General features: G+C 48.1%; 11 protein-coding genes. 1 reads left to right on the top strand and 10 read right to left on the bottom strand.

Annotated elements, in window-relative coordinates; translation table 11 throughout:
* Window positions 1-63: 63 nt before the first annotated feature.
* From CBE68_RS11475 to CBE68_RS11430, 10 genes are all read right to left on the bottom strand, one after another.
* Window positions 64-1,221 carry a methyl-accepting chemotaxis protein gene (locus CBE68_RS11475; RefSeq protein ID WP_087506235.1) on the bottom strand — a complete coding sequence of 386 codons (1,158 nt, stop codon included), beginning with the start codon at window positions 1,219-1,221 and terminating at the stop codon, window positions 64-66.
* Window positions 1,222-1,254: 33 nt separating this feature from the next.
* Window positions 1,255-1,572 carry a hypothetical protein gene (locus tag CBE68_RS11470; RefSeq protein ID WP_087506234.1) on the bottom strand — a complete coding sequence of 106 codons (318 nt, stop codon included), beginning with the start codon at window positions 1,570-1,572 and terminating at the stop codon, window positions 1,255-1,257.
* A gap of 14 nt (window positions 1,573-1,586) precedes the next feature.
* A complete protein-coding gene (locus tag CBE68_RS11465; protein WP_087506233.1) occupies window positions 1,587-2,168 on the bottom strand; it encodes an SCO family protein in 582 nt (193 codons plus the stop codon).
* Window positions 2,169-2,269: 101 nt separating this feature from the next.
* Window positions 2,270-3,160: a hypothetical protein gene (locus tag CBE68_RS11460; protein ID WP_087506232.1), complete on the bottom strand. Its 891-nt coding sequence runs from the start codon at window positions 3,158-3,160 to the stop codon at window positions 2,270-2,272.
* A 536-nt stretch (window positions 3,161-3,696) separates the two neighbouring features.
* Window positions 3,697-4,314, bottom strand: a complete 618-nt coding sequence (gene eda / locus CBE68_RS11455; protein ID WP_087506231.1) for a bifunctional 4-hydroxy-2-oxoglutarate aldolase/2-dehydro-3-deoxy-phosphogluconate aldolase — start codon at window positions 4,312-4,314, stop codon at window positions 3,697-3,699.
* Window positions 4,315-4,344: 30 nt separating this feature from the next.
* Entirely contained in the window at window positions 4,345-5,298 is a 954-nt protein-coding gene (locus tag CBE68_RS11450; protein ID WP_087506230.1) for a sugar kinase, read from the bottom strand.
* 175 nt (window positions 5,299-5,473) lie between these two features.
* On the bottom strand, window positions 5,474-6,778 hold the full coding sequence (locus CBE68_RS11445) for an MFS transporter (protein WP_087506229.1): 1,305 nt from the start codon (window positions 6,776-6,778) through the stop codon (window positions 5,474-5,476).
* A gap of 106 nt (window positions 6,779-6,884) precedes the next feature.
* Window positions 6,885-9,104, bottom strand: a complete 2,220-nt coding sequence (locus CBE68_RS11440) for a heparinase II/III domain-containing protein (RefSeq protein WP_087506228.1) — start codon at window positions 9,102-9,104, stop codon at window positions 6,885-6,887.
* A gap of 38 nt (window positions 9,105-9,142) precedes the next feature.
* Window positions 9,143-11,404 carry a polysaccharide lyase 6 family protein gene (locus tag CBE68_RS11435; protein ID WP_087506227.1) on the bottom strand — a complete coding sequence of 754 codons (2,262 nt, stop codon included), beginning with the start codon at window positions 11,402-11,404 and terminating at the stop codon, window positions 9,143-9,145.
* A gap of 86 nt (window positions 11,405-11,490) precedes the next feature.
* A complete protein-coding gene (locus tag CBE68_RS11430) occupies window positions 11,491-14,553 on the bottom strand; it encodes a TonB-dependent receptor (RefSeq protein WP_087506226.1) in 3,063 nt (1,020 codons plus the stop codon).
* Window positions 14,554-14,871: 318 nt separating this feature from the next.
* Between CBE68_RS11430 and CBE68_RS11420 the strand changes: the two genes are divergently transcribed.
* Entirely contained in the window at window positions 14,872-15,615 is a 744-nt protein-coding gene (locus tag CBE68_RS11420; RefSeq protein WP_087506224.1) for a FadR/GntR family transcriptional regulator, read from the top strand.
* The last annotated feature ends 119 nt before the right edge of the window (window positions 15,616-15,734 follow it).

Below are 15,734 nucleotides of genomic sequence, written 5' to 3'. Positions count from 1 at the left end.
CCCCACCACTTTGAGGTTTTTCTAGCGGCGCCCTTTGCGCCGCTTTTTTATGCCTGTTCGGTATTACACTCGATACTTAGCGATCAAGATTTCAAACTCGCCAACGATGTCATTTAGGTTCTTGGCGAAAGTAGTGACTTGATCCGTCTGCTCGACAATTTTGCTACTTTGGCTGCTGATATCGATGACGTTTTGATTGATGTGATCTCCAGTCACAGATTGCTGTTCGGCTGCAGCAGCTATTTGGTCGTTCATATCACGCATCTGTGCCACTGCTTGCTCGATACTGCCAAGCACAGCGCCAGCTTCGTGTACTTTGCTAGCGGTATCCGATGAATGTTCGCGACCGGTTTCCATCGCTTTCACTACATGATTAGTGCCTTGCTGCAACGCCTCAATCATGTTTTGAATCTCGCCTGTTGACTCTTGGGTGCGTCCAGCCAACGCTCGGACTTCATCAGCAACCACGGCAAACCCTCGCCCCTGTTCGCCCGCCCGAGCGGCCTCGATGGCGGCATTCAACGCCAGTAAATTGGTTTGTTCTGAAATACTCTGAATCACCTCAACTACCGAGGATATGGTTTGAACATTGCCATCCAACTCACTAATTGAATCTGAAGCACGCTCTAACGCTGCGGTCAGTTCATCAGTGCGGCCAGTAGCTTGCGTCACCAACTGGCCACCATCCCTAACCTGGACATCAATATCGGCAGCAGATGTTGCTGCTCCTTGGGCGCTCCGCGCGACCTCGTTAATGGTGGCGGACATTTGATTCATCGAGGTGGCGGCTTCTTGAGTTTGGCCCATCTGCAACGCCATCACTTCATGGGTGACATCGCTCAACTTTTGCAACTGATTTGCTGTTTGTTTCAGTTCACTAACCGACGAAGTGAGCACTCGAAACAAATCGGCGATGCTATCCATCATTTCATTAAATGCTTGCGCGGCCGGATTACCTTGCTGGTTGTCGAGGCGAGTTTGCAAATTGTTGTGATTGGCAACGTCACTAACCGCATCAATAAGGGCATAGCCAAATTGCTGCTCTTGCTGCATTCGGATCGAGTAATACACCAACACAGAAGACTCCATCACAACGAAAAATGCATGCAGAAAGGCGATTGACCAGCTGCAACCGTAGTTGTAAATCATCACCGGCATATCGCCAAATGACACATCGCCGAGTTGTAACGCGGTAAACAGCAAATGATGGACGGCAATCACTGCAGCAGCGGTTACTACCGGTGCCCAATCCCGTTAAATTAAGGTAAACGCCAACGCCGAGAATATGTGGAAGTGCATTTCCAGGCGGCCCAACTGGGCTTGAATGAGTACTGCAGAAAATAACATCAGGCACATGGCGGCCAAGCAGGAGAATGCCCGCGTGCCTTTGGCCAAGACAAAACCAGCGCCAATAATCGCAGCGATCAACAATGACGAGGTCAGGGCGAACGACATAGTGCCATACCCCATGGGGGCCCATAAGCCAGCGAAAGGCACATGAGCGAGCAATATACCGAGCATAAATTTGTCTGATTTCAGCCGCTCTTGTTGGGCATGGGTTAGGTCACTCATCACTCTCTCGCCTATTAACTGATTGGTAATTTTGACAAGTCATTTAGCATTTCTGAAACACTCAAATGACTACTGGTGTATATCAGACGTAATCGCCCTGCTGGGTTAATGACATACATAAAGCCGGAATGGTCAATTTGATAGTCGTCGCCGCTACCGGTTTTCACAACGTACTCGTTGTACTCTTTGGCAAGTGCTCGCGCAGCGGCTGAGCTTGCTGGCTTAACGCTATGAAAATCTGGGCCTTGCTGATCAAAATAGGATTGTAGCTGGTCAACGGCGTCGCACTCAGGATCGAGACTAACAAAGACAAAGCTAACGGGTTCAGCCTGTAGCTGCTTGTTCAATGCCAACATGTTGGCGACTTGGCGATGGCAGACATCACCGCATCGCAGAAACCCGAACAGCAAATAGACGTAGCGGCCTTGCAAGTCAGTCAGCTGACCATCGCCGATGGCGAAGTCATGTGCAGGGCGGTCAACAGAAAGGCCATAGAAATCTTGTTGCTGCAGTAACGAGGGAAGCCATGGCATTGCCACCGCAAACGCAGCGGCAATAGCAAACAACAGAGCAATGAGGACAGTACGGTAACTCACACAAACCTCCGATGATCCATGGATTAACCCTAGACCAATATTAGAAATTGTTCATGCGGCTTGGGAGACGGAGTTTGTGACTCAGTTTTTACCTTGACTAACTATTGCCACTCACGGATTTCAAAATCAGCGAATAGGACACGTTCTTGCTTCGCGCTAATCAAGTCTTTTTGCACCACCGAGCGATAAATCCCCCACTTAGGCCGAACAAAATGTTCAGGGCGGAGGCCTCGCCAAAGATCAATTTGTTCGGCATCAACCGCCATGAGCACTTCACCGTCGCTTAAACGTTGAATAACAAACTGCAGGATCCCTTGCTGCTGATACTTTGCAAAACATGTGATCTGAAGCCACTCATCGGTGACTCGCTGCCATGGCACTCGAGCTAACAAACTGTGCTCGCTCCCCGAGCTATGACGCAATTCCATGCCCTTTTGACCATTTCGGATATTGCCGGTTAGAGTGATAATTGGCATTTTATCAGCACCACCAACAGCTTTTAGTTGGAAGAAATGACTAAAGCGTTTGGTAAGCGAGAAGTCATGATTAACCTTGAACTTCCAACGGTACTCAAACAGCTTGTGCTGGTATCCCTTTAAATAGTCCTCTGAGCCACCGAAGACTTTGATTTCATTGCGCTGGCGATCGATATACTGACCTTTGTTGCCATCCAAATCACGATGAATCAAGAATGCAAAATGGGGTCCGACAACATCATCGACTACCTCAACAATGTGACGTACACCTGTGTGGTCACCAACAAACAAATCAGGTGCTTCAATCGAACGTTTGCCGTAGGCGTCTTCAATCAGTTGATAGCTATCGTAACCAACATCAACACCATCAGCTTTAACAACGGATTCACTGACGAGTTGTCGGCCATCAGATTGTTTAATGCCCTGCGCCAATGGCAGTTGTTGTTGCTCGTTGTCAGTCGCGCAGCCAATAAGAGACAGACTTGCGACAATAACTAGGGTACGAATGTTGCTCATGCGAACCCCCAAAACTCAATTGGATTGACCAAATAAAGCGTTAAATATAATTAATTGGATAGACCAAATAAATACAATTCATCACACTTTGAGTGCATCGTCGGTTAAATTTTGACAAAAAAAACGCGGTATCAAAACTGATACCGCGAAGTCCTCTTGGGAGGGGGTTCTATAGCAAACGGCCACCATGTTCGCTAATAGAGAAGTAGGACTGAAGTGTCAGGCAAACCCCAAATCACACAAAAGATTTGCCAAAACCCACGAACCAAATAGTAGTTTGGCTTTACCAAAAAATCAACAAAAAAATTTATTCATTATTACCAATATTACCAATTAGTGCGACCAATAATTAAAGTTCGGCAATACCAACATTAATTACTCCGCAATTTGTCTGCTCCAACAACAAAAAACGCCCATGCTTTTCAGCATGAGCGCTCAATCTTTTGCTTGGCGGCGCACTTCCATGTGCAACCAGAACCTAGTCACACCTGAGTACCAACCTCACCGGGAAGTAATCACTGTCACATCAGCACAAATTAACCGATAGCATCACGACAGGCATCCGTGATCGCCTGCCAATTCTCGGCTTCAACCCAGTCTTTCTTAGCAACCCAAGTACCACCAACTGCAATCACATTGGGTAGTGCCAAGAAGTCGCCGCAGTTATCGGCATTAATACCGCCTGTTGGACAGAAACTAATATCGCGAAACACTGAAGAGACCGCTTTCAAAAATGGAATACCACCAGCTAAAGAGGCTGGGAACAACTTCACTTCACGGAAGCCTGCATCACGCGCTAAAGCGATATCAGCACAGTTGGCGACACCGGGAATAGCTGGCACTCCGCTGCTGGCCAATGCCGCTAACAAATCAGGCGTGACGCAAGGCGTGACAATATAATCGGCTTTGGCATCAAGTGCTTGAGCAAGGATCTCAGTGTCCAGTACGGTACCTGCACCAACAATCAACTCAGGGTACTGTTGTTTAATGGCCGTCAGCGCCTTTAGTGATGCATCTGATCGCAACACCACTTCAACGACCTTAAGGCCTGCTTCTGCCATAGCTCCGGCGATGGCAACACCCTGCGCTACCGAATCAGCTTGAATAATTGGCAGTAAGGTTTGGCCTGCCATCATTTCAGAAAAAAGTTTCATTAAAAGTCCTTAATAATTCGACACGTCGCGTCAGCTAGCGACGGCTACAGATTGGTCTACCAGAGGACGAATCGCCTGCTCAAACGCATCCTTGGGGGCAATTGCTCCCGGGTGTTGAATGACTTCGCCGGCAGCTGCCGCCGCAAGATTCACGGCTTCAACGACTTCAACACCACTCATTCGAGCGCCTAAGTATACGCCGTTAAAAGAATCCCCTGCGGAAGTGGTATCAACAACTTGTTGTACTGGTTTGATAGCGACTTCATTAAATTCACCATTGCGAATACAGCAAACACTATCTGGACCGTTTTTCACCACCAGCTCTTCAATGCCAAAAGCACTGCAGAAGTCTTGTATTTTATTGAATTCGGTGAAGCCATAGAGCTGACTAAGATCATCAATCCCGGGTAACACAACATCCGACAAACGAAATGCGCGCTCAAACTGGATTTTGGCTTCAGTTTTGTCTGACCACATACGGGCTCTGTAGTTGGGATCAAAAGCGATGCGGACCCCTGAGTCTTTTAACTTACGCAATAGCTGCCAGAAGATATCGCGCTCGTTAGGCGCGATAACCGCCAACGAAATACCAGAAAAGAAAAACAAGTCGCCCATGCATAAATAACCAACATTTTCCGCGCTGACGAACTGCATAATCTGTCGCGCTGCGGAATCTGAGCGCCAGTAAGAAAAGCTGCGCTCACCTTGTTCGTCGACAGAAATCATATACAAGCCGGGAGCTTTGTCTTTTGAGCGCTGCACCATCTCAGTGTTGACGCCTTCGGTTTCAAACGCTGCCACCATGTCGTCACTCAACGAGTCTTCACCAACCGCGGTGAAAAAATTAACGTTGAAGTCATCAAAAGCTCGTTTCAAATAGACTGCGGTGTTGTACACATCACCCGCGTAGGATTGTTTCAGTAAGCCGTCGCCAGTGCGCGACAACTCCACCATACATTCACCTAATATATATACGTTTTTCATAATTACGTTCTACGCTCCGCAGCTTCGATCCACCAGCACAACGGCAAAATAAACAGCAGATCATCAATAAACCAATTGAGGTTAAGAAGGGCTCAAGCCCTTTATTTGAATTTGTTGTCGTTAAAGAGTTGCAGCTTTTGCGGCAACTCCTTAACGATAAGTTCGAATGAACCGATTAAGATGCTTTGACTTGCTCAATACGCTCTTTTTCAACCGGGCCGATATTGCCACCGAAGAAGAATACCGCCAGCACACCCAATGGCACGAAGACACCGATCAAGATAAAGATAGGGGTGTATGACACCTCAGCGATAATCGGTACCAAGAAGTTCAGAATGATGACCGAGAACACCCCGACCATGCCGCCCATACCGGCCAGCGAGCCAACCGATTTGCCACTGAAGAAATCGCCCGGCAAGGTTTGAATGTTACCAATTGCAAATTGGAAGCCGAACAGGACGCAGAACACGACTCCCATAAAGGAGTATTCGTTGTGTTCAAACATCACGGTAGCAAGCAAACCAAGGAACATGATAATAGCGCCAATCACCACTGTAGTCTTACGGCCCTTGTTGATCGAGCCCGAGCTGGCAATGATCTTACCGGAGACAATGCCACCGACAATAGAACCGACGGCTGCACCGACATATGGGAACCATAGGAACATGCCCAGTTCTTTGACGTTAAAACCATAAACTTTAGCAAGGTAAAGCGGCATCCAGCCAACGAAGAACCACCAGATTGGCTCAAGGAAGAAACGACCAATCAAGATTGACCAAGTTTCGCGAATTTTCAACAACTGGCCCCAAGAAAGACCTTCTTCTTCTTTGTCATCACTAGTCGATTCAGCAGGTTGACCGTCAAGAATGAACTTACGCTCTTCATCAGTTACCCATGGGTGATCTTTCGGACCAGCTTTGTTGATGACCAACCAAGGCACGATCCAGACAATACCGAATGAACCAATGATCATGAAGGTTACTTTCCAACCAAAAGCCACGAACAACGCCGCAATCAGTGGCGGTGCAATGACCGAACCAATCGAAGCGCCAGCGTTAAACAAGCCTTGAGCAATCGCCCGTTCCTGAACGGGGAACCATTCGGCGTTACTTTTTACTGCACCCGGCCAGTTACCCGCTTCAGAAAAACCTAAAGTGGTACGGAAGAAGGCGAGCGACCAGAAGCCACGAGCGGTGGAGTGCAGGAACGATGATAAGCCCCAAATACCAATGGCTAGAACATAGCCAATGCGGGTACCAATCTTGTCAAAAATCTTACCCGAAAATAGCTGACCTAACGCGTAGGCCACCATGAACACGTTGAGAATCAGGCCATAATCTGAGTCAGTCAGACCCAAGTCGTTGGCAATACCCGTTTCACCTGGCCACATAATGGACAATGCGGAACGGTCGATATAGTTGATAACCGTGGCGGTAAAAATCAAACCGATAATGACCCACCGGAACCCCTTGATTTTCATGCTTGTTGCACTCCTATGAAGTAAATTCTATTTGTTGTGACTAAACCACTATTTACCGACCCAGCCACGTTAAACTGTTGCTAAAACTAAAATTTCAATCCCGCCATCAATCGAGTTGCAGCAGACTAAAGCGCCCTTGAAAGGTGTAGCTTTGACCTTGATGTGAAAACGTCGATTGGCTCGTAGAGGTCACTTGTTTACCGTTGCTAATAGCCAGCAAATAACGCCCTCCATCAACAAATGCCAACTCAACCACATCGATCTCACGCTGCCGATCAAATGCCAGAACAGTCAGCTGAGAGCTGCCATTGAGGGTGTACTCTTTCGATGGGTTGTATTCGCCATGTGGCTCCAACACGCTGACAAAGGTGTGCAGCTTCGCTGTTGGAACACGAAGAATGAATGAATGTTGATTGCGTAAATTGAAATCGGGATCGTTGGCACCGGTTTGGGTGAACAGCACTTGCGTCTCTGCCGTTGTTAAGGTGCTATAGCTGTAGAAGCGGTTGTTCTCTTCATTTAGCCAGGTGATTTTGTTCATTCCCGCTTGCGGCTCAGCCAAAGCTTTAAGCCACAAGTGCTGATAGCCATTGGCTTTGCCAACGGGTGTTAACGATGTGGTATTTCCGGCCAGCTTGAAGTTGGTTTCAATCAGCTGACCTTGGTAGTTCACCGGCAGGTCGTACTGGTGCTGACGCTCGCCATTGGCATCAACAATATCCACCACAATAGTGCGATCATCGGCAAGCTTGAGCTGTGCCATGGTGCGCTTAAACCAAACGTCTTGGTATGCGCTATCGACTTTGGCTGAAGTCACTGCCACTTGGTCATTGTCGGCAAAGAACAGTAGCTCTGGGTAATGTTTTTCTGATTCGCGCCAGTTGCCGTTGTAATGACTGGTTTCATCCACCACTAGGGTGTTGTGAGCAACAGTTTGCTTGGCATAACTGTCATTTTCTGGCAGGTAACGGCCTCCGAACTTGGCTTCAACGTTGAGGAAACGAGCTGCGCCGTAATCAGAGACAATTTCACTGCCATGATCATAAAACTGCCAATTGAGCTTATCGAAGTGGCCGTGGCCCATGCCTTGGCCAGTTGCTTTAAACACCACCGCTTGCTCGGCACTAGCGGCTTGCTGACGCAAGATAACCAAGGCACCTTTGTCGCCCGAAGCGCTATCTCCGTAAACCTTTGTTTGGAAGTCATATGGCTGAGCTAGGCCCTGTTCGATGCCTTGAGCCACTTTGAGACCATCACCAGTCAGCAAAATCTGATTTTGCAGTTGGGCAATCGATAGCAGTTGAGGATCGGCTGTCAGGCCATATTTAATCGCCACACCATTGACCAGTTCAATGGTATCAATACCTTTGCTCTTAATCGCGTCGTTGAGCGGGAAGAACAGCTTGTTGTAGCTCAACTGAATCGTGGTATCGATGGCTTTGAGCAACAGGCCATCGCGATACTCAAAAATCTTACGCTCAGGCTCATTGGTCTCAATCGCTTTGGCAAAGGTGACAAATGGCATCAAGGCGTAGCGCTGATAATAAGGACCTTCACTGTAATAACCTTGAGGTGAAAACAACTCCTGCATCTGGCGCAAGAAACCGCCTTTGCCTGACTTATCCAAGTCATACAGCGCCTTTTCTACCCACTCAGGTTCATTCAATACATAGCCGGTCATGCCGACTGCTGCTGTTGCCCAAGTGCCATGGTTGTGCACTAGGTTAAATGTGTGTGGAGACTGCTCCGACAAGAACAATGCCACCTGACGCAGCACGCCTTGCTCAATTGAGTCGCGATCTGCTTTGCTAATGCCAGGGAGCGCAGCATCATAAGCTTGAATGGTATAAACCAGCCATACAGCTTCGTTTAAACCTTGCCAGAATAGTTTGCCAACATTGCTGCTTTTCTTTTGCGGATGAATCGGCAAGGTCGGATACAGCTTTGCGTATTCAATCAGCATGTCACGCACGTAGTCAGCGTATTTTTGCTGCTGCGTGAGCTGATACATAACGCCAGCGTTGTACATTAAATACTGGTTCTTTTTATGGCGTTCGTGGGTGTAGCCACCACCGGCATCTTTTGGTACTGGCACCGTGATGGGCAGCAACATTTGCTCATCTAAAGACGCTTTGACTTGCTGGTAAGTCTGTTGAAACAAGCCAGGCTGTTTCACTGCTTGTCGCATGGCTTCAACGTCTTCAGCGGTAATCACTAAGTTTGGGTGGGCAGCACTGACCGTTGAAGCAATGGCGACCCAAGTAGCCGCCACTACCTGTGCCAAACGCGGTAGCGAAACAGTTGCTGATTTAAATCCGAATTTCATCACTTTTAGTACCTATAATCGCAGTGAGAACAACGCTATTAGCGGATTTTGTTGTTGTGCAACACAGCCGTGTGCGGGCCAGAAACTCGCAATTCGGTGACTTTGGGCGCACTCGTTTTGTCAAACAGGTTGTCGGTAATTGTCGTTTGAGGTTCACCCACTGTGTGTTCAACGACGACCGGCGCAGAGTTAATAAATTGGTTGTCAGTCAATGAAGTGACTTGAACGCCGTGCAACAACAGCGCAGCCTGCTCTTTGTTGCGCTTACCTAAGCCAGCATTGGCGATGATGTTTTCGGTCATCAATACATGTGGACCAAAGGTGCTTTCGTCACTGCCGCCACGATAAACTTTGGCAATGGCGCCTTGAATATCGTTAAAACGATTGTTTTCCAGTCGGACGTATTCGGCGTTGTAAATTCCTAAATCATCCAACTCTTTGTTAAGACGCAAAATATCGCCGGTAATATTGTCGAAACGACTGTCAGAAATGTTGATGTAATCGGCAAACGCACGAGCGCCGGAGTCATAGACATGGAACGAATGATTGATGTCTAAATCTTTCACCGTCATTTGCTTCATCACCAAGCGGACGTTGTGGTACATCCCCCACTTGGCGGTGCGAACCATGGCGTTACCAGAATAATCTGGCGCATCGACACCAGAGATGGTCAAGCCGACCAACTCCAAACTACCACCGTTGCCGATTTCAAATAGTGCTGAGCGCTGGAATCGAATCGACACTTTGCCCGGGTTAGCAGCTTTAACCGACAACACTTTGTCGAGCTTGATGATTTTAGTGACATCGTAGTGACCGTCGGCCAGCACCAGCACATCACCCGATTGGGCAGACATTGCGGCTTGATAAAGGGCCTTTTCACCCGGTGTAACTTGCACCACTTTACCGGCAGCAAACGCCACTTCTGGCTCAGTTTTTGGATACCAACTAGGACCAACTTGCGCTTTAGTGATTGGTTTCAAATCGGCAGACGCGCCAACGCCAGACACTGGCTCAGCAAGTTGCAGCAAACCATGACCGTTACGTACCAGCTTACTTCTGGCATCCTTAAAGCCTGACTGAATCGCTGGCTTGTTGGTGTTGCTGCGAATATTGCCCTCAAATTTGATACCACTGATGTCATCAAACAGAGTAAATGGGTCACGGCCCTGTTTGTTGATGATCAGGTTGTTGCGCATGACGCTGTCTTGCGGAGTCGCAGAGCGCTCGGCATCGCTACCTGCGGCCAGTTGCACATGCTCCACGTTAATCAGGGTGTTATTCTCAATCGTCGCATTAACGACTTGGTGATAGCGGTTAATGGGCGAATTCGGCACCCCATTCATCACCGTCAGACCGCTGCCAAACCGGTACCCCGTCAAGCCTTCGAGGTAGTTGTTGCGGATCGTTTGGTCCGCATTAATAACCCGAATGCCTCCTGTGTGGTCAACACCATTGCCGAAGAACACATTGCCTTCAACCACATTGCCATTGCCGTGGCGCAAGGTCAGTGTGCCGCGAGATTCAAAAAACACGTTGTTGCGAATTTGGTTTTTGCCGCTTTTCACCGAGACAATTTCCACTTCACCATTGCAGCGATCAAAATAGTTGTTTTCGACCACAGTCAGTGAATCGCTTAGCGAATGGTGACTGGTACCAATACGCAAGGTTTCGCCGCCGTTGGAGCCAAAAATAGGTCGCGGACCGAAGTAGTTGTGGTCGATGCGATGATGGTTTTGCTGGTGTGCTTCGCCATTCAAACGAACCGCCAGCGTCACGCCTTTATTGCGCTTGCCTTCTAAGTGGTTATGGTCAAAGCGGTTGTGCTTACCATACAGACCAACCCAATAGTCGCCTTCAAAGCGATCGGGATTGCTGAAATTATCGATAACCACTTCAGTCACACGCGAATGACTGGCGAAGTTATTCTTATCGCGACGAAATGAGATAACTTCGCTACTTGGAGTAAAACCGTCTTTGAAAACCAGACCGCTAACGACCAAATGTTCACCTGCCAGTTGCAAGTTAGACTGGCCGGTAATGAATACTTTGCCCTTGTCTTGGGCTGTCAGAGTAATAGGTTCAGCTTTAGTGCCCTTACCTTCGAACAGAATTTCAAAATCCTGCCACTGACCGTTTGCCAAGATCACTTTATCGCCGGGCGCGATATCTGCCATCGCTTGATGATACTCAGCTTGTGTTTTAACCAACCAGTCGGTTGCCAACGCAGAAACCGGTAGTGAGCTTAGTGCCAGGGTTGCAAACGCTGTCAGACAGCGTCGAGAAGATAGTGTCAGGTGCATTGCCGAACTCTGTTGTTATTGAAAAAAGGGGGAAGAAAGCACCTTCCATGGTGCTTCATCATTTCCCGTAAGATGATGTCTAATCCTTAGAACTTGGTCTTGATACCCAGGAAGTACTTAGGACCTGAGCTTGAGATCAAGGTTGGATAGTTGTTGGTACCACGAGTCATGTACTGTGCTTCGTCCAACACGTTGAGCGCTTTGAACGAAACGCTGGTGTCGTCGGTCAGTTTGTACTTCATGTTCATATCAACATACTCGAATGGCTCAACATAACGGTTGGCTCGAGAACCCGTATTTGGCTGGTAGTACTTCGAACGGTATTTGTAGAGCACACGAATCGAGAAGTCTTCGTAGTCCCAGTAAACCGAACCAGAGAACACATGCTCTGAGAAGCCAAAGATGTTGGCCGGATCGAAGCCATCGATACGTGTTTTGGTTAGCTCGCCATTTTCATCGTAAGCATTACCAAATGCGCCATCTTCGTTCTCAAAGTCAGAATCGGCATAGTTGTAGGATGCTTTGACACCCAAACCACTCCACAAACCAGGGAGGTCGGCAAAGTGATGTTGACCGGCAAGCTCAATACCCCACAAGGTACTCTTGTCGTCGCCGTTTGAGGTGGCGCGAACATCAATTGGCACTTCCTGACCATCAATGGTGATGGTTTCTTGCAAAATTGTGTTTTCGAAAGACGCCTCAAAACGTTTCAGGTAGAACGCAGTCGAAATGGCAGTGTCAGTCGATGGATACCACTCAAGCGAGATGTCACCGTTCCAAGACATAATTGGTTCTAGGTTCGGGTTGTCGCCAGTGACATCAGAGATCAGCTCAGCGATGGTTTCAGTTTCTTCATCACCACTACCGGTTTTGATTTGACGGCCGGCGCCCATATCTTGCAGGTTAGGGCGAGACAGCGAACGATAAACCGCAGTCCGCAACAGCAAATCATCTTCTAAATGGAAGGTAATATTGGCACTTGGCAGTACTTCGGTAACGTCATTTTCCAACACTACTTTTTCTAGAATTGGCACGCCATTTTCGTCAACTTTTGCTTCCAATTTCGGTTCAGTTGGGTCACTGAAGTCAACCTCGTAATCCTGACGCCAACCACTGGATTCAACCTCGGTCTTCACCACTCGAACGCCAACGTTACCGGTGGTGGTTAACCCAAACATCTCAGTATCGATGTTGGCCATTACGTAGGCTGCCGTCACATCCTCACGAATGTCATCGTCACCAGTTGAACGGCGGTCAACCCAAGGACCAATATCGGTGAAGCTGTTATCTTCGTTAACGCCGGACATCACACCAAAGCCACAGCGGCCATCAAAGCTCGCCCAACGGCCACCTTCAATACCTTCGCCATCTTCACTGTTCATCCAACGGTCGTTATTCCAGTCGGTGAAACAGTCAGACACGAGGATGTCAGTGATGGCTTCATCTTTAGTTTTGTACTCCGACACCTGATCAGCGTTACTTTCAGGCAACTGGCCACGAACCCGCAATGCCACATCGTCATCCAAATCAGAGGTTAGATGTTGTTTGGAGTAGCGGAAGCCTGCACGTACGCTTGAGAAGATATCGCCATCAATGAGGTAGTCGGTATCGAAGCGAATCGCTTTATGGGTGTCCCAACGGTCATCGGTCAAACGCTCGTATTTGCCTTCTGGCGCGCTACCGTTGTTGTTTTCTGCCAACCATGATTCTGGATTATTCGGATCGAATACCGCACCATCAGTATCAAGAAAACGAAGTTCAGTCAGGCGATGCTTGGTGTTGTCTAGGCTGTAGTTCCAGTAATCACCAGTAACAATGCGTGATTTGTAGTCGATACGGCTGCGGGTCGAGCGTGAATAAGACAGATCGAGCTCGAACTTCCAGTCATCATTCCAATAGTTGGCGATGTTTAGGCCATAGCCGTTGTAACGCTCGGTTTCATCGCGGTGCAAACCTTGCGCTTCCATCTTCGCTTCGCCTTCGCGATACAACAAAGTACCGTCTTGGCCAACCACCATGGTGTCCCAATTGATGTTGCGGCGAGCCGAAGTGACAATGAAGTCGTGGCGCTCTTCCCAGTAACTATTTTTCGACCATGCGATATCAGCATTGATATCCCAGTTCTCATTTGGTTGCCATTGCAAAGTACCGACTACCGCCTTGCGAAGATCTTCCTCTTCCATAGTGCGATAGGTATGCGATGACGAGGTATAGAACATGCTATCTGGATCGTAGACATCGATAGAATCTCGAATGTCCCAACCGTAGTTATCGCCATTTTCGTCGGTGATACCCTCTTTATCGAGCATGTCTTCACAGTCATAGCTGCCTTGTGGGGCTGGGCTACCATCTGCCATACGACTACCACAGCCGTACATGCTCGAAGACGTCAGCATACTTTCTTCTGGGTTTGATGTGTCAGTGCGTTGAAAACCTAAGGTGTAACCAAAATCACCCAAGCTATCGGTTTCAAATTGGTTAACGGTTGAGAAGGTCAAGCGGTTACCAAAACCATTTTCATCGTGGAGACGGGCAGTGTGGCTGTTGTAGATAGCCTGAGCTTCAACCGTTGTCTTGTGCTTACCATAGTCAATTGGACGCAACGAGCTCAGCTCGATGGTACCGGCTACACCACCTTCAACCAAATCAGCTTGCTGTGATTTGTACACCACCACTTTATTTACTAAGTCAGATGGGAACTTCTTAAAGTTCACTGCCCGGCTGTAACCAGCGCTGGTTACAGTTCGGCCATTCCAAGTGGAATAACCGAGAAATGGTCCCATACCACGAATTGACGTTTCTGAAGAACTGCCTTTACCGCGGTGACCAGAAACCGAAGTAATGTTTTCGATTACGTCAGAAATGGATAGACCAGGCAAATCACCAAAATCAGCAGCAGCAATAGCGTCAACCACAGCAGCGTTGGTGCGCTTTTCATCCAAAGAACGTGACATGGTTGCACGCATGCCCGAAACCTGAATGCGCTCTACCGCTTCTTCTGGCTCGGCGGTCGGCACTTCTTGGGCCGGGGCTTCAGCAGCCAGAGCTGGGGCAGCAAAAGCAAGTAACGCCGATGTCAGCAAAGTTTGCTTGCTTAGCAAACCAGCTTTCTGTTGCGCGAGTGCGCTGGTTATTTGGTTGAGTTTCACGATGTGTTTTCCCCACGTTATTCAACGTTTGTTGTTCTTATGAAGCACTTGAAAAATAATTGTGCTTACCAAGTGCAGTAAAGTTAACCAAATTCAAACAAACCAGCAAACCATTTAATATTACCAATGACACAATTGTGATCCAAAACAACTTTACCAATTGGTATTGCCAATTTAAATTCAAAGCAAGCCTTATTGGTAACAAATATGTAGATGTTGATCGCAATTACTTTGAACAAACCTTGAGTTTGCCTATAACATATGGTGATTATGTGTCATGCCAACGGCTAACCAATATTTTGAGATAGGAATTCATTCATGAAAAATCGGCGCTTATTCTGGCGCATCGTAGATCAAATCGAAGCCATGATCAGTGGTGGTGATTTTCCTGCAGGAAGCCGCTTACCGCCAGAGCGAGAGCTTGCAGAGATCTTTGATGTTAGCCGGCCAACAATTCGCGAAGCAATCATTGCTCTGGAAGTCCGCGAGCGGGTTGAAGTTAAGACCGGCTCGGGTGTTTACGTGTTAGAGCAAAGCAATTTGTCTAAAGCTGACATGGCCATCAGTGCTTTTGAGCTAACACAGTCTCGCGCCCTCATTGAGGGTGAAGTTGCCGCGTTGGCTGCCACCTCAATCACTGACGAAGAGCTGGAAAAACTTCATAGCACACTGATTGCAATGGAAAAAGGTGATTACACCGAAGAGGCGGATGAAGAATTCCACCGGATCATCGCGGTAGCGACTCGCAACAAAGCAATGCTTCGTACCGTTGAAAACTTGTGGAGCCTACGAGTATCGAATCCACAAATTGTGTCCGATTATGGATCTGTGTGTGCCAAGAGCAATCAAAGCAAAATCCTTGATGAACACACCGCTATTTATAAAGCGCTCAAGGCAAGAGATGCCACTGCGGCACGCGCCGCCATGCACCAACACTTTAATCGATTGATTAACTCGCTGTTTGATGCGCTAGAAGCCAAAGCGCTTGAGGAAGTGCGCCGCAAAGCCAGTGAGAAACGCGGCCTTTATTCGCTTGAAGGTGTTTTACACCGGCCTGCTTAACGATGTCTCGACTGTGCCGTCCTAAAATAAGTTGACGGTTTTTGATTAAGCCAGCGTTCCTCCAACGCTGGCTTTTTTGTGCACTTCTTCTGGCGTTTTCATGCCAAGGCTCAAGTGCG

This window comes from Neiella marina, assembly GCF_002165625.1.
GTDB lineage: Bacteria > Pseudomonadota > Gammaproteobacteria > Enterobacterales > Neiellaceae > Neiella > Neiella marina.
The sequence above is the reverse complement of the archived record's forward strand: the minus strand, read 5'-3'. Positions and strand labels throughout refer to the sequence as shown.

Bases quoted from the DNA above. Each gene is read 5' to 3' on its own strand.
- CBE68_RS11445 (WP_087506229.1), bottom strand. From the start codon at position 6,778: ATGAAAATCAAGGGGTTCCGGTGGGTCATTATCGGTTTGATTTTTACC.
- CBE68_RS11470 (WP_087506234.1), bottom strand. From the start codon at position 1,572: ATGAGTGACCTAACCCATGCCCAACAAGAGCGGCTGAAATCAGACAAA.
- CBE68_RS11435 (WP_087506227.1), bottom strand. From the start codon at position 11,404: ATGCACCTGACACTATCTTCTCGACGCTGTCTGACAGCGTTTGCAACC.
- CBE68_RS11420 (WP_087506224.1), top strand. From the start codon at position 14,872: ATGAAAAATCGGCGCTTATTCTGGCGCATCGTAGATCAAATCGAAGCC.
- CBE68_RS11460 (WP_087506232.1), bottom strand. From the start codon at position 3,160: ATGAGCAACATTCGTACCCTAGTTATTGTCGCAAGTCTGTCTCTTATT.
- CBE68_RS11450 (WP_087506230.1), bottom strand. From the start codon at position 5,298: ATGAAAAACGTATATATATTAGGTGAATGTATGGTGGAGTTGTCGCGC.
- CBE68_RS11440 (WP_087506228.1), bottom strand. From the start codon at position 9,104: ATGAAATTCGGATTTAAATCAGCAACTGTTTCGCTACCGCGTTTGGCA.
- eda (WP_087506231.1), bottom strand. From the start codon at position 4,314: ATGAAACTTTTTTCTGAAATGATGGCAGGCCAAACCTTACTGCCAATT.